This is a genomic window from Rhodobacter lacus (assembly GCF_042683065.1).
Classification (GTDB): domain Bacteria; phylum Pseudomonadota; class Alphaproteobacteria; order Rhodobacterales; family Rhodobacteraceae; genus Rhodobacter; species Rhodobacter lacus.
The window spans coordinates 432,263-446,577 of record NZ_JBHUIX010000013.1 but is presented as its reverse complement, the minus strand read 5'-3'; the positions used below and the strand labels follow the sequence as shown (position 1 = coordinate 446,577).

Sequence of the window (14,315 nt, the reverse complement as noted above, 5' to 3'; positions counted from 1 at the left end):
GGGCAGAGAGTGGCGCCATCGTGATGGAGACCCCGATGACCGCATCCGCCCCCCGCCCCTGGCTTCCCGAAGCCGCAAAGACCCGCATTGCCGAGATTGAAACGGCCCTTGATGGCGCGCCAAGTGCCGCGCTCACGGCCCGGATCGAGGCCCTCGCCGCCAAGAGCCGCGAGATCCACGAGCGCGATTGTTTCAACCTCAACCCCGCCACCAATGTGATGAACCCGCGCGCTGAGGCGCTGCTGTCTGCCGGGCTCGGCACCCGCCCCTCGCTCGGCTATCCGGGCGAGAAATACGAAACCGGGCTGGAGGCGATCGAGGAGATCGAGGTGATCGCCCAAGATCTCGCCTGCGCGGTGTTTTCGGCCCGTTTTGCCGAGATCCGTGTTGGCTCCGGCGCGCTGGCAAACCTTTATGCCTTCATGGCAACCTGCGCGCCCGGTGATGCGATCATCGCGCCGCCTGCCGCGATTGCGGGCCATGTCACCCACCATGCCGCGGGCGCTGCCGGGCTCTACGGGCTCGAAATCTTCGAGGCGCCGGTCGATGCCGATGGTTACACGGTCGATTTGCAAGGGCTCGCGGCGCTCGCGCGGCAGGTGCGCCCGAAGCTGATCACGATCGGGCAGAGCCTGAACCTCTGGGCGCATCCGGTGCCCGCCTTGCGCGCGATCTGCGACGAGGTGGGGGCAAAGCTGCTCTTCGATGCCGCGCATCAATGCGGCATGATCGCGGGCGGGGTCTTCCCCGATCCGCTGGCGCAGGGCGCAGATCTGATGACGATGAGCACCTACAAGAGCCTTGGCGGGCCTGCGGGCGGGCTTGTGCTGACCAATGACCCGGCCCTGGCCGAGCGGCTCGAGGCGATTGCCTATCCCGGCCTCACCGCGAATTTCGACGCGGGCCGGGTGGCGGCGCTGGCGGTGGGCTTGCTGGACTGGCGCGATTTTGGCCCAGCCTATGCGGCGCGGATGGTGGCAACGGCGCAGGCCCTCGCCGCAGCGCTCGAAGCCGAGGGGCTCACCCCGTTCCGCACCGCGCAGGGCATCACCGGCTCGCATCAATTCGCGCTTGAGGCGGCGGATCTGGGCGGCGGGCAGGCCGCCGCGCGGAAGCTTCGGCAGGCCGGGTTCCTTGCCTGCGGTATCGGGCTGCCGCGCGATCCGGTGGCGGGGGATCTCAACGGGCTGCGCTTCGGCACGCCCGAAATCTGCCGCTTTGGCCTGACCCCGGCCGAGATGCCACGGATGGCGGGGCTGATCGCCAAGGCGCTGCGCAGCAATGACCCAGCGGCGCTCGCCCCCGAGGTGGCGGCATGGCGGCGCGACTTCACCGCGCTGCAGTTCATCCACGGCTGAGCGGGCTGAAACGAAGTGGGCGCCCCAGGGCCAGTGGCCCGGGACGCCCGGCGCGGCTGATATGTGAGTGGATCAGCCGGCCTGTTTGAGATCGAGGAAGAGCTGATAGGCTTCCTTGGCGGTGAAGTTCTCATGCACCACCTTGGTCACCGCCTGAATCATCGCAATCGGCGCTTCCGACTGGAAGATGTTACGGCCCATGTCGACGCCCGCCGCGCCCTGATCAATGGCTTTATACGCCATTTCAAGCGCTTCAAGCTCGGGGAGCTTCTTGCCACCGGCAATCACGAGCGGCACCGGGCAGCCCGCGGCGACCTTTTCGAAGCCCTCTTCGACAAAGTAGGTCTTCACGTATTGCGCGCCGAGTTCCGCCGCGATCCGGGTGGCAAGGCCGAAGTAGCGCGCGTCGCGCGCCATGTCCTTGCCAACCCCCGTCACGGCGAGCGTCGGGATGCCGTAGCGGGTGCCGGTGTCGATCAGCTTGAGCACGTTGGTGATCGACTTGTGCTCATATTCCGAGCCGATATAGACCTGCGCCGCCATCGCGCAGACGCCGAGCCGGATCGCATCCTCGATCTCGACCGCGACGGTCTCGTTCGAAAGCTCGGTCAGGATCGAGTTGCCGCCCGAGCAGCGCAGCGCCACCGGTTTGGTGTTGGTCGGCGGCACGGTCGAGCGCAGCGCGCCGCGGGTGCACATCAGCACATCGGCATAGTCGCACAGCGGCAGGATGTTGAGATCCATCCGCTCCAGCCCGGTCGCCGGGCCCTGGAAGTAGCCGTGGTCAAAGGCCAGCATCACGGTGCGGCCGGTCTTCGGGTTGAAGATCCGGGAAAGGCGGTTCTTCATGCCCCAATCGTAATGGGCGGCCCCTTTGAGATAGAAGCCCTGCAGGTCGGCCGGCTTGTCGAGCCCGAAATCCTTGCCTTCCTTGATGTCGTCGAGATCGGCCATGGAGGATCCTTTCATTGGCAGATTCTGGCCGGCACGCGCGGGCGCACCGGCCGGGGGATGAGACCCCGCCGCCCGGGGGGCGGGCGGCGGGGATCACGCCTCAGAAATCGAAGTTGTCGATGTTCTCGGCAGTGAATACGGTACGTTCCGGCAACAGGATGACACCGTTGTTGGGTGCTTCATAGTCATAGCCCTGCACCGAGTTGGGAGAGATTTCAACGGTGCCGACGCCGGGCACGTCGAGCTTGTCGCCGATCGCCCAGCTCGCACCATTTGCAAGCTGATCAGCCACATAGACGGCAAGTTTGCCCTGCATGACCACATCCCAGAGGCCGAATTCCTTCACCGTGCCGGACTTGACATATTGCCGCATGGTGTTGGGCGTCGAGAAGCCGGTGACGATGATCGAGCCGCCAAGCCCGAGGTTTTCAGCCGCCTGCGCGGAGCCCGGAAGGGCGTTCGCATCGGGGCAGATGATCGCATCGAGATCAGGATAGGTCTGGTAGAGCGCGGTCGGCACCTGCACGGCCTTTTGCGCATCCTGGTTGGAGAATTCGGTCGCGACGATTTCCCAACTCGGATAATCGCGTGCGATGATCGCCTTCGCCTCTTCGGCCCATTGGTTCTGGTCCGTCACCGTCGGCGAGGAATAGTGGAACGCCACTTTCTTCGGCGCGGTCGGGTCGTCCATCTGCTCGGCGGTCATCTGAACGAGCAGCGCGCCAAGCTGGGCGGGCGTACCCTGGTCGATGTAGTAGCTGCGGCAGGCGGGGATGGTGTCGCTGTCCCAGGTCAGCACTTTCACGCCCTTGTCCATCGCGCGCTTGAGCGATTCACACAGCCCCTCGGGCGAGAGCGCCGAGATTGCGATGGCGTTGTAGCCCTGATTGACGAAGTTGTTGATGAATTCGACCTGACCGGAAACAGAGGCCTCGCTGGGCCCGTCATATTTCACGTCGATGCCGAGCGTCTTGCCCATCTCGAGCGCGCCCTTGCCGCCGCTTTCAAAGAAGCCGACCCCGGTCAGCTTCGGGATGAAGGCGACGCGCGCACTGTCGGCGCTGGCCGAGAAGGTGGTGAGCGCCGTGGTGAGCGAGGCAATGGCAAGCCCGGTCACGATACGTCCGAAAGTCATGGTAGTTCCTCCGCTTGGTCTTCCCTGCCGGGGCCGCAGCCCCGGCCTCTTGCGGCCAACGCCCGGCACGGGCGTCAGCCATTTCCTCCCACCGCCCGAAGCTCTGCTTCATAGGCGGTGCGGTTGGCGCGCCGGCTGGCCAGCACCCCCATGCCGATTTTCAGCGCCACCGATCCGATCAGCAGCACGCCGACGATCACCGGCACGACATCCGAGCTGATGCCGAGCGCCAGAAGCCCTTGGCGCAGGAAGCCAAGCACCAGCCCCGCAAGGAAGGTGCCCAGCACCGAACCCTGCCCGCCGTAGATCGACGAGCCGCCCAGCACCACGGCGGTGATGATGTTCAAAAGCGCCTCCGCCCCCAGATCGGCGCGGGCCGAGGTGAAATAGGCGCTCAGCACCAGCCCCGCGACGGCACAGGCAAAGCCGTTGAGCGCATAGACCGTCACAAGCGTCCGCGTCACCGGCACGCCGGTAAAGCGCGCCACCGGATCGGAGACACCGATCAGCTTCAGAAACCGGCCAAAGCGGGTGCGGTGCATGAGCCAGGTAGCGCCCGCCGCGAGGGTCACGGTGATGATCAGCGGCACCGGCACCCAGCCAAGCGCCCCCGTGCCGACCCAGGTGAAGGTTTTCGGCAAGCCCGAGATGCCCTCGTATTGATAGGCCTCAAACCCCCCTGCCCCGGCCACGGCAAAGCCCATCATGTCGAGCAGCGTCGGCAGACCCGAGGCGAGCCCGGCATAGAAGAAGAGCATGGCGAGCGTGATCACGAGCGGGTTCACATCGGTCTTGGCAATCACCGCGCCATTGAAGGCCCCGGCGCACAGCCCGACCACGAGCGAAAGCACCACGCCGCCCCAGATCGGCACCCCCGCCACATAGGCAAGGCCGAGCACGATCGAGGAGAGCCCCATCACCGAGACGCCGGAAATGTCCATGCCCCCGGTCATGATCACCAGCGTCAGCCCCACCGCGCAGATGATCACATGCGCGAAATCCGAGGTGGAAAAGAGCAGGTTCTCGACATTGAGGAAGGCGGGGTTGATTAGGCCAAGGACGCCAAGCTCGACCACCAGCACGACGGCCAGCATCGCCTCCCAGCTCTTGAAGACAGAGTGTTTCACGATGCCATCTCCCGGGTTTTGGTGGCAGAGGAGGCGCGCTCCTGATCCGCCTCGGCACGGCGCATCTCGGCGGCACGGGCGGCGAGTTGACGGTTATGGACGGTGCGGCGGATCAGGTAGTCAAAGACAACGATGCCAAGGAGCACGGCGCCCGCCACGGCATTGTTCCAGCTTCCCGGCACATGCAGGAAGATCATCATGGAATCGACTGCCGTGAGGAACAGCGCGCCGATCACCGCCGACCAGACCGTGCCAGTGCCGCCCATCAGGCTGACGCCGCCCAGCACCACGGCCGCAATCGCCTTGAGTTCCTGCCCGTTGCCGGTCTGCATCGGCACAAAGCCGATCTGGCCGACAAAGACGATGGCCGCCGCCCCCGCAAAGAGGCCCGAGAGGGTGAAGGCGGCAAAGCGCGTGGCCTTGACGTTGATGCCGAGGAGATAGGCGCCATCGGCATTATCCCCCACCGCATAGAAGTTGCGCGCGGCCCGCACCCGCCAGAGCACGACGGCAAGAACGAGGATCAAGACGGCAACGGCCCAGACCATCAGCGGCACATGCAGATAACGGGTGACGGCAAAGCTCTTGATGCTTTGCGGGATCGACTCGATCCAGCTTCCGCCCGTCAGCACCCGCATGAAGCCGCGGTACGCGCCGAGCGTGCCGAGCGTCATGATGATCGGCGGAATGCCGATGAAGACCACGCCCACCGCGTTCACCGCCCCCGCGGCGGCGCCGGTGGCGAGCGCGCAGAGCATGGCGAGCGGCAGCGGAATACCCGCGTTCAGCGCAAAGCCGAAGATCACCGCCGAGAGGCCCGCGATCGCGCCGACCGAAACGTCGATGCCGCGCGTCTGCACCACGAACATCTGCCCCACCGCGATCAGCATCAGGAAGAGGGACGAGTTGACGATGTTGATCAGCGTGAGCGGGCGCAGCACCGCGTGGTTTTGCGTGGCCACGGCGAGGATCATGCCGACCAGCAGGATCAACACCAGCAATTCGCGGCTTTTCAGAAGTCTCATCATGCTCCTGCGCCTCCCTTCGCATCAAAGGTCGCAGCCGAGATCTGCTCGACCGCCGTGATGCCCTCGGGCAAAGCGCCCAAGCGGCCGCGTTTCATGATCAAGACCCGGTCACTGACCTCGGCGATCTCGCCCACTTCGGAGGAGATCACGACAACGCCCACGCCATCAGCGGTGAGTTCGCGGATGATCCGGTACACATCCTGGCGCGCCCGCGCGTCGATACCGCGGGTGGGTTCGTCCAGAATGACGACCCGCGGCGCGGGCGCGAGGGTTTTCGCCAGCACGATCTTTTGCTGGTTGCCGCCCGAGAGCGTTTTGGCCGATTGCATCGGCGAAGAGAGCTTGATGCGCAGCCGGTCAATGAACCCGGTGGCGAGCTTGTGCTCCTCCGCCTCGCTCATGAAGCGTGCGCCGGGCAGCGACATCAGCCCCGAAGAGATCGTTTGCGCCGAGGGCAGCGCCAGAAAGATCCCATGCGCATGCCGGTCTTCGGGAACATAGGAAAGCCCCATCTGCTGGCAGATCTGCGGCGAGCGTTCGGGCGCCGTTTTGCCGGCAATGATCACCTCGCCCGTGGCCTCGGTATCAATGCCGAAGATCGCCTCGGCAAATTCCGTCCGCCCCGATCCGACAACGCCGGAAATCCCAACCACTTCGCCGGGATAGACCTCAAAGTTCACATCGCGGAAGGCACGGCCCGAAAGCCCTTTCACCTCCAGAACCGGTGCCGCTCCGGCGACCTTGCAGCAGGTTTTGGCATCCGCCGCGGGCGGCGTGAAATCCTCGGGCAACATCGCCTCGACCAGTTGGTCGGCGGTGAGTTCGGAGGCCGGGCGCGACAGCACGAAATGGCCGTCGCGCAGCACAGACACGCGGTCGGACATCTCGAGCACTTCGTTCAGCCGGTGCGAGATGAAGAGAATGCCGATCCCCTGCGCGGTGAGATGTTTCACCTCTGCGGCAAGGCTCGCGACCTCGCGGCGCGTGAGCGACGAGGTCGGCTCGTCGAGGATCAGCACATGCGCATTGCGCAACAGCCCCCGCACGATCTCCACAAGCTGCTGGTTGGCAATCGAAAGCTCGCCTCCGGGGGCGGAGAAATCGACCTCAAGCCCGATCTCGGCGGCAAGCTTTTCAGCGCGGCGCGCATTCTCCGCGCGCTCGCCCGCAAGCCCCATCGTCAGGTTTTCCAGCACCGTCAGGTTCGGGAAGATATGCGGCTCCTGCGGCACCATGTAGATGCCCTTGGCATGGGCCTCCGAGGGCTTGCCAAGCGCGACCGGCACGCCGTCCACCTCGACCGCCCCGGCGGTCGGCTTGTAGGCGCCGGAGATGATCTTCACGATGGTCGACTTGCCCGAACCATTCCCGCCCAGAAGCGCATGCACCTGCCCGGGATAGATCTCGAAATCAATGCCGCGCAGCACGGTCACGCTTTCGAACACTTTCCAGATGCCGCGCAGGGCCACCAGCGGGGTTTTGCTTTCACTTTGCATGATCGCCCCCCAGATCATTGGCGGCGCGCACGGCCGACAGCCGCGCCAGCATTTCAGCCGGATTTGCCGCCTTGAAAATCGCACTGCCCGAAACGACGAGATCGGCGCCCGAGGCACAGGCGGCCTCGATGCTCTTGTCGGTGATGCCACCGTCAATCGCGAGCACCGGCGCGAAAGGCGCACAGCGCACCCGCAGCGCCGCGAGCCGCGCCGCGGCCTCAGGCACATTGGGCGCCGCCCCGTCGCGCGGATCGAGCGCCAGCACCAAAACAAGGTCGGGCTCCAGCGCCAAAAGCGCATCGAGATCCGCGATCTCCGTGCCCGGCATCACGCCAAGCCCGGCAAGGATCGGGCGCCCGAGCCGTTCGGCTTCAACGCGCACGCTCGCCAGCGCCTCGGCCGCATCCGGCGCCTCGGCATGCACGGTGATGATATCGGCGCCCGCCGCGGCAAAACCTGCCACCTGCGCCGACGGATTGGCCACCATCAGATGCACATCGCGCAGCACATCGGTGCCAAGCGCCGCCACAAAGGCCGCTCCGCCCGTCAGTTGCGGCACGAACACCCCATCCATGATATCGAAATGCACCACTTCGAGCCCGTCGAGGGCGTCGAGCGCAGCTCCCATCGCCGCAGCCGGGGCGGCGAAGACGCCCACCCCGATGCCACGTGCGCGGGCCCGCAGGGCGCGGGTCACGCTGATCATGACGCTTACTCCCCGGTCAGCGCCGCCGCATGATCGGGCATGATCATGCGGTAATAATCCTTCTCACGGCCGCCGATCTGGATCTTGGCGAGCCCTTCGACAACCTTCGCGTAATGGGGCGTCTTGCGGTGGGCATCGACCGCGGCCTCATCGGCAAAGGCTTCGTAGATCACGAAGTGATGGTCGTCCTGCGGGTCTTGCAGCACATCAAACCGGTAATTGCCCGGCTCCGCGCGGGTGCCCTCAAAATTGATGCGGAACACATCATAGAAGTCCTGCACGCAGCCCGGTTTGACCCGGATGTGGACAAATTGAACGAACATCGAACGCCTCCTCGCGACGAGCCCTTTTCCTCCTCCCCCGCTGCCTCCACGCAGATGGGGGGATCGGCGGCGAGCCGTCTGGCTCGGGACTCTGCTACCGATCATTTGTTCCATGCAAAACCTTTTGATCAAACCTGTCAAGCGAGAACAGAGGGTGAAATCCTTACTGATAGCGAATGACAGCGATTTTCCGCGCTCCATTATTGACAGATTGATCATCAAGTGATCCTCTGCACACCGGGAGGACTGGAGGATGAGCCAGGTCACAGCACCGCACGACGGTGCGGCAGTGCTGGATGCAGACGAGATCGAGCAGATCAGCCGCGCCGCATGGTACTATTACAACGACGGGCTGACGCAGAACCAGATTGCGGACATGCTGGGCGTCTCGCGCATCAAGGTCTCGCGGCTTCTGGAAAAGGGCCGCCAGAGCGGTTTGATCGAGTTGCGCATCAACTCGCCGCATCAGGGCAGCATGGCGCTGCAAGAAGAGCTGATCGCCGCCTTCGGGCTCGCCGATGCGCGGGTGGTGCCCGCCGCCCCCGAGGGCACCGCCGGGGCGCCGCGGATCGGCCGCGCCGCGGCAAGCCTCCTGATGCAGCATCTCGTGCCCAATGACCTTCTGGCGATCGGCTGGGGCGACGCCACCTCGACCACGCTGCGCTATATGGCGCCGGTGTTCCCGCAATCGAATATCTCGCTTGTCAGCCTCACGGGCGGCGTTTCCGCCTATATCGGCACCACCGGGCTTTATGGGCCGCAGGGCTTTGCGCATCTGATTCCGACGCCCTTGCGCGTTTCCTCGCCGGAGCTTGCAGACATGCTCCGGCTCGAACCCTATGTGCGCCATGTGCTCGACATGGCGCTGACCGCAAAGCTCGCGATGATCGGCGTGGGCTCGGTGGCGCGCTCGGCCACGCTGGTGCGCTACGGCTATTGCACCGCCACCGAGATCGAGCTTTTCACCCGGCGCGGCGCGGTGGGCGATATTCTGGGCTATTTCTACGACGGTGACGGGCAGATTCTCGATCTCGATGTGCACCGCCACGTTGTCGCTGTGACGCCGCAGGATATGCGCCAGATCCCCTCGGTGGTGGCCGCCGCCGCGGGACCCGAAAAAGTGGAAGCGATTCTGGGCCTGTTGCGGGGTCGGCTTGCCAATATTTTGGTGACCGACGAGCCGACAGCGCGGGATCTGTTGCGGAGGATCTGATGAAAACCCACCTGCTTGTTCTGGATGCCGGCACCGGCTCCGGCCGTGCTGTCGTGTTTGATCGCGAGGGGCGCCAATGTGGCGTCGCGCAGGAGGAATGGCGCCACCTGCCCGAGGAGGGCGTGCCCGGTTCGATGGCCTTTGACGTGCGGGGCGGCTGGGCGCTGCTCACGCGCTGCATCAAGGGCGCGCTCGCGCAGGCGGGGCTGACGGGCAGCGATATTGCCGCGATCTCCGCCACCTCGATGCGCGAGGCGATCGTGCTTTATGACGGGGCGGGCCGCGAGATCTGGGCCTGCGCCAATGTCGACAGCCGCGCCACCGAAGAGGTGAAGGCGCTGCGCGCGCAGGGCGCCGATTTCGAGCGCGCGTTTTATGCCGTCTCGGGCGAGACCTTCGCGCTTGGCGCGCTGCCGCGGCTCAACTGGGTGCGCCGCCATGCGCCCGAAATCTTCGACCGTGTCCGCGCGCTCTCGATGGTGAACGACTGGATCGGTGCAAAGCTGACCGGTGAGATCACGGTGGAACCGACGAATGGCTCGACCAACGGGCTTCTCGATCTTGCCACCCGCACCTGGTCGGAAGAGCTGATCGCGAAAGCCGGGCTCGACCGGGCGATCTTTCCGCGTATTGTCGAGCCGGGGGCGCTTGTCGGCCATGTGACCGCCGCCGCCGCCGCAGAAACCGGCCTTGCCGAGGGCACGCCGATGATCGCGGGGGGCGGCGATGTGCAGCTGGGCGCGATCGGGCTTGGGGTGGTGGAGCTTGGCTCTGCCGCGGTGCTGGGCGGCACCTTCTGGCAGCAGGTCGTCAACATCCCGCAGGGCAAGGTCGACGAAACGATGCGGCTGCGCGTGAACTCGGCGGCCGTGGCGGGGATGAACCAGGCCGAGGCGCTGAGCTTTTTCGTAGGGCTGACCGCACGCTGGTTCCGTGACGCGTTTTGTCAGGCGGAAGTGCAACGCGCGCTGGCGACCGGGCGCGATGCCTATGCGCTGATGGAAGAGCTGGCCATGCAGGTGCCGCCGGGCGCGCATGGGATCATCCCGATCTATTCCGATGCGATGGATTTCGGCAATTGGTATCATGCCGCGCCCTCGCTCCTGAACCTCTCGATCGACCCGGAAAAATCCGGCAAGGGCGCGATCTTCCGGGCGATTCAGGAAAATGCCGCGATTGTTGCCGCGGTGAACCTCGCGCGGGTCGAGGCCTTCGCGGGGGTGGGCGGCAGCGGCCCGCTCACGCTGGCGGGCGGTGCCGCCAAGGGCGTGCTCTGGCCGCAGATCCTTGCCGATGTGACGGGCCGGGAGATCCGCATTCCGCAGGTGCGCGAGGCGACCGCGCTGGGCGGGGCCGCCGCGGCGGCCACCGGGGTGGGCCAGTTTGCCGACCTTGCGGAGGCCGGGCGCGCCTTCGTGCGCTGGGATCGCGCGGTGGCGCCCAACCCCGCCAATCGCGGCGTCTATGACGCGGCGCGGGACCGCTGGCAGGTCGCCTATGCCGCACAAAAAACACTCGTCGATCAGGGCATCACCGAAGCGATGTGGCGCGCCCCCGGAAGCTGAGCCCCCCGCTCACCCGCTCGTTTTGGCCCGGCCGCCCGCGCGCGCCGGGCCGATTGTTGTTCAGATCGAAACGAATTGCCGCAGATTGAACATTTTAACCTTTCATTAGCCATCATGACAGAAACTGGACCAAGCGGCGGAACTGACCGGAAAGGGTCGGAAGGTGCAGAATTTCCAGGATGCGGGCAGGACAGAACCGACAGGCGCAGCCCCCCTCTTGCTGCCTGCCACCGATCACAGCCTGATGTCAGGCCGCGAGGCGTTGATGCCCGAGATGGAGGCGCTCTGGCGCGCGGTCAGCGCACCGAGCGCGATCGGGCATTGGTATTTCGAAATCGCCACCCGACGGATGTGGGCCACGGAGAGCTATTTCCACCTGCTCGGCTTCACCCCCGGAGAGGTGGCGCTCGATTCGGCCTGGGTGCGCGCGCGTCTCCACCCGGAAGACCGCGATGCCACCATCGCCGCGATGGAGGCGCTGCTTGCCGATCACAGCACCCATTTCGAGATCGATTACCGCCTCGCGCGCAAGGATGGCACGTGGAAATGGTTCCATGCCTGTGGGCGCAAGCTGACCCCCACCGACGGGGAGCCGCCGGCAATCGTCTGCGGCAGCCTGACCGATATTGACGCGCGCAAGCATGCGGAGGCCTGCCTGACCCAGGCGCTTGCCGAGGCCGAGGAGGCGCGGCTGCGCGCCGAAGAGGGCGAGGAGCTTCTGCGCACCACCTCGAGCGCCGGGCGGATTGCGCATTGGCGCCTTGACGTCAGTGGCACAACCGCCCGGACCACGGACAACGCCTATCACCTGCTGGGCTACGAGCCCGGCGAGGTTCCCGCCACGCTCAAGGGCTTGCGCGCGCTGATCCATCCCGACGATCTTCCCGCCACCATGTTCGACATGGCCGAGGTGATCGACGGGCGCACCGCGGTGTTTCAGCGCGAGCACCGGCTGCGCCACCACGATGGCAGCTATCACTGGTATCGCACCGTCGGGCGCCGGGTGGACCGCAGCGCGCGCGGCCTGCCGCCGCTGCTCACCGGCGCGCATATCGACATTGATGCGCTCAAGAGCAGCGAGAGCCGCACCGCGGAGATGGCTCAGGCGCTGCAACTGGCGCATGACACGATTAACGCGGTGGCGCAAAACAGCCCCGGCGCGCTTTTCGAATACCGCTGGGGCGGCGGGCGGCCAAGTTTTGCCTTTTTCACCCGCCAGATGGCGCGCCTTCTCGGGGTTGACGCGGCAGACCTGCGCGCCTCGTCCGAAACCTATTTCCGGCATGTTCCGCCCGAAGATGCCGCCGAGGTCCGCGCCGCCTATGCGCGCTCTTGCGTGGCGCTGGAGCGGGTTGCGTTCCGCCACCGCGTCGAGCATCCGACCAAGGGCCGGATCTGGCTGCATGTCGAGGCCAACCCGGTGACGCGCGCCGAAGGGGGCGTGGCATGGTTTGGCAAGATCATGGACATCACCGCGCCGCTCGAAATGGAGCGCCGCGCCGCCTCTGCCGCCGCCGAAGTCGCCGCGGCCCACGCCCAGCTTTCGACGATCTCCAACCTCGTGCAGGTCGGGCTGTTTGAATGGCACCAGTTCCCCGACGGGCGCTCGGCCTTTGCCTATGCCAACGATCACCTGTGCGACATGCTCGGCGTCCCCCGCGCCCGGATCGATACGCTTGAGAACGGGTTCACCGATCTCCTTCCCGAAGACGAGCGGGCCGACTGCATCGCCCGGCGCGACGCGGGCGCGCAGACGCACACCATCTGGCAGATCCGCATGCGGCTCACCCATCCGCGCCGCGGCCCGGTCTGGCTCGCGGGCTCCGCCACGCCGCGCAGCGAGGCGGATGGCACCCTCGTCTGGACCGGCGCGCTGCATGACATCACCAATGACGTGCGCCGCGAGGAAGAGCTGCACCAGGCGCATCGCGCCTCCGAGGCGATGCGCGCCGAAAACGAGCATCAGGCGCTTCATGACGGGCTGACCGGGTTGCCGAACCGGCGCTATTACGACCGGTTCGTGAAAGAGCTGCAGGCACGCGCACGCGGCAACAGCAGCCCGCAGGGCGCGCTGATCCGGCTCGACCTCGATCACTTCAAGCATATCAACGACACGCTCGGTCATCTGGCGGGGGATCTGGTGCTGCGCCATGTGGCCGAAGTCTTGCGCCAGCACGCGCGCCCGGGAGACATGGCGGCGCGGATCGGCGGTGACGAATTCTCGCTCGTGCTCGCCGGAGAGGGCATCGCGCCGAAAACGGGGCGCAGCCCCGATGCGCTGCGCGCCGCGGCGCGGGCACGCGCCGAATCCATCCGCGCGCGCCTTGCCCTGCCCTTGGAGATCGCCGGTCGACCGGTGCGGCTGACGGCGAGTTTCGGCATTGCCTATGCCGCCGACCTCACCGGCCCCGAAGATGATCTGCAAATCTGGGCCGATGCCGCGCTCTACCGCGCCAAGGAAAGCGGTCGCAACCGGATCGAAGTGTTCACCGGCACCGTCGCCGCCGAGATCCGCTCCAACTGGCAACTCTCGGTCGCGTTCCGCGCCGCGCTGGAAAACGACGAATTCGTGCCGTTCTTTCAGCCGCAGATCTGCGCGCGCACCGGCAACCTTGTCGGGGTCGAGGCGCTGGTGCGCTGGCGCCATCCGACGCGTGGCATCCTCACGCCCGGCCAGTTCATGCCGATTGCGGAGCAATTGCGCCTTGTGCCCGAACTCGACCGGATCGTGATGCAGAAAACCGCGCCGGTGCTGGAGCGCTGGCGCGAAGGGGGCCTGATCGTGCCGCGCGTCAGCTTCAACGTCAGCTCCGGCCATCTGCATGACCCAGAGGTGCTGCGCGCGGCCCGGCGCATGGCGGGGGGCGAGACGCGCGTGGCGTTTGAACTGGTCGAATCGATCCTCGTGGAGGAGGAAAGCGAGACCTTCCGCCGCCATCTGGAAGAGATCCGGGCCCTCGGCATCGATATCGAGATCGACGATTTCGGCTCCGGGCATGCCTCGATTCTCGGGCTGATGCAAATCGCGCCCACGGCGCTCAAGATCGACCGCCGGATCGTGGCGCCGATTGTCGAGGATCGGGGCGCGCGGCGGATGGTGAAGATGATCGTCGATCTCGCCACCTCGCAAAATGTGCGCACCGTGGCCGAGGGGGTGGAGACGCCCGAACAGGCGCGGCTGCTGCGCGAGATGGGCTGCGATGTGCTGCAGGGTTTCCTTTATGCCGAACCGCTCGACGAGGCGGACCTGCCGCGGCATCTGCGCGCGATGGTCTGGCATCACGATGCGCTCAAGGATACGCCGCCGAGCCTGCCCCCGGCGCGAAATCTGCTCCCGGAGGCTGCCGCCCGCCTGCAGGCCTGAGCAAATAAAAGGGGGCAGCCCCGAAAGGCTGCCCCGCCAGCGGAGA

General features: G+C 66.0%; 11 protein-coding genes. 4 read left to right on the top strand and 7 right to left on the bottom strand.

Annotation, left to right across the window (positions count from 1 at the left end; genetic code table 11):
• Nucleotides 1-35 precede the first annotated feature (35 nt).
• Nucleotides 36-1,358, top strand: coding sequence for a serine hydroxymethyltransferase (locus ACFSM0_RS14310; RefSeq protein WP_377391709.1), 1,323 nt, complete (start codon nucleotides 36-38; stop codon nucleotides 1,356-1,358).
• Nucleotides 1,359-1,430: 72 nt separating this feature from the next.
• On the opposite strand, the gene lsrF is transcribed toward ACFSM0_RS14310, so the two are convergent.
• The 7 genes from lsrF to ACFSM0_RS14275 form a co-directional block, all read right to left on the bottom strand.
• A complete protein-coding gene (gene lsrF / locus ACFSM0_RS14305) occupies nucleotides 1,431-2,327 on the bottom strand; it encodes a 3-hydroxy-5-phosphonooxypentane-2,4-dione thiolase (RefSeq protein ID WP_377391706.1) in 897 nt (298 codons plus the stop codon).
• Nucleotides 2,328-2,412: 85 nt separating this feature from the next.
• Nucleotides 2,413-3,447, bottom strand: coding sequence for an autoinducer 2 ABC transporter substrate-binding protein LsrB (lsrB, locus tag ACFSM0_RS14300; protein WP_377391703.1), 1,035 nt, complete (start codon nucleotides 3,445-3,447; stop codon nucleotides 2,413-2,415).
• 74 nt (nucleotides 3,448-3,521) lie between these two features.
• Complete coding sequence (locus ACFSM0_RS14295; protein WP_377391700.1) at nucleotides 3,522-4,574, bottom strand: ABC transporter permease; 1,053 nt, start codon at nucleotides 4,572-4,574, stop codon at nucleotides 3,522-3,524.
• The gene (locus ACFSM0_RS14290; RefSeq protein WP_377391697.1) at nucleotides 4,571-5,602 is read right to left on the bottom strand and encodes an ABC transporter permease subunit; all 1,032 of its coding nucleotides are present in this window, start codon (nucleotides 5,600-5,602) and stop codon (nucleotides 4,571-4,573) included. Before ACFSM0_RS14290 ends, ACFSM0_RS14295 begins: the two co-directional genes overlap by 4 nt.
• On the bottom strand, nucleotides 5,599-7,098 hold the full coding sequence (locus ACFSM0_RS14285) for a sugar ABC transporter ATP-binding protein (RefSeq protein ID WP_377391694.1): 1,500 nt from the start codon (nucleotides 7,096-7,098) through the stop codon (nucleotides 5,599-5,601). The genes ACFSM0_RS14290 and ACFSM0_RS14285 overlap by 4 nt, the downstream gene beginning before the upstream one ends.
• Nucleotides 7,088-7,804: an orotidine 5'-phosphate decarboxylase / HUMPS family protein gene (locus ACFSM0_RS14280; RefSeq protein ID WP_377391691.1), complete on the bottom strand. Its 717-nt coding sequence runs from the start codon at nucleotides 7,802-7,804 to the stop codon at nucleotides 7,088-7,090. The genes ACFSM0_RS14285 and ACFSM0_RS14280 overlap by 11 nt, the downstream gene beginning before the upstream one ends.
• A 5-nt stretch (nucleotides 7,805-7,809) precedes the next feature.
• Nucleotides 7,810-8,127: an antibiotic biosynthesis monooxygenase gene (locus ACFSM0_RS14275; RefSeq protein WP_377391688.1), complete on the bottom strand. Its 318-nt coding sequence runs from the start codon at nucleotides 8,125-8,127 to the stop codon at nucleotides 7,810-7,812.
• Nucleotides 8,128-8,380: 253 nt separating this feature from the next.
• Here ACFSM0_RS14275 and ACFSM0_RS14270 point away from each other — a divergent pair, with 253 nt between their 5' ends.
• The 3 genes from ACFSM0_RS14270 (at nucleotide 8,381) to ACFSM0_RS14260 (ending at nucleotide 14,269) form a co-directional block, all read left to right on the top strand.
• Nucleotides 8,381-9,340, top strand: a complete 960-nt coding sequence (locus tag ACFSM0_RS14270; RefSeq protein ID WP_377391685.1) for a sugar-binding transcriptional regulator — start codon at nucleotides 8,381-8,383, stop codon at nucleotides 9,338-9,340.
• A complete protein-coding gene (lsrK, locus tag ACFSM0_RS14265) occupies nucleotides 9,340-10,905 on the top strand; it encodes an autoinducer-2 kinase (RefSeq protein WP_377391682.1) in 1,566 nt (521 codons plus the stop codon). Before ACFSM0_RS14270 ends, lsrK begins: the two co-directional genes overlap by 1 nt.
• Before the next feature lie 163 nt (nucleotides 10,906-11,068).
• Nucleotides 11,069-14,269 carry a sensor domain-containing protein gene (locus ACFSM0_RS14260; RefSeq protein ID WP_377391679.1) on the top strand — a complete coding sequence of 1,067 codons (3,201 nt, stop codon included), beginning with the start codon at nucleotides 11,069-11,071 and terminating at the stop codon, nucleotides 14,267-14,269.
• The last annotated feature ends 46 nt before the right edge of the window (nucleotides 14,270-14,315 follow it).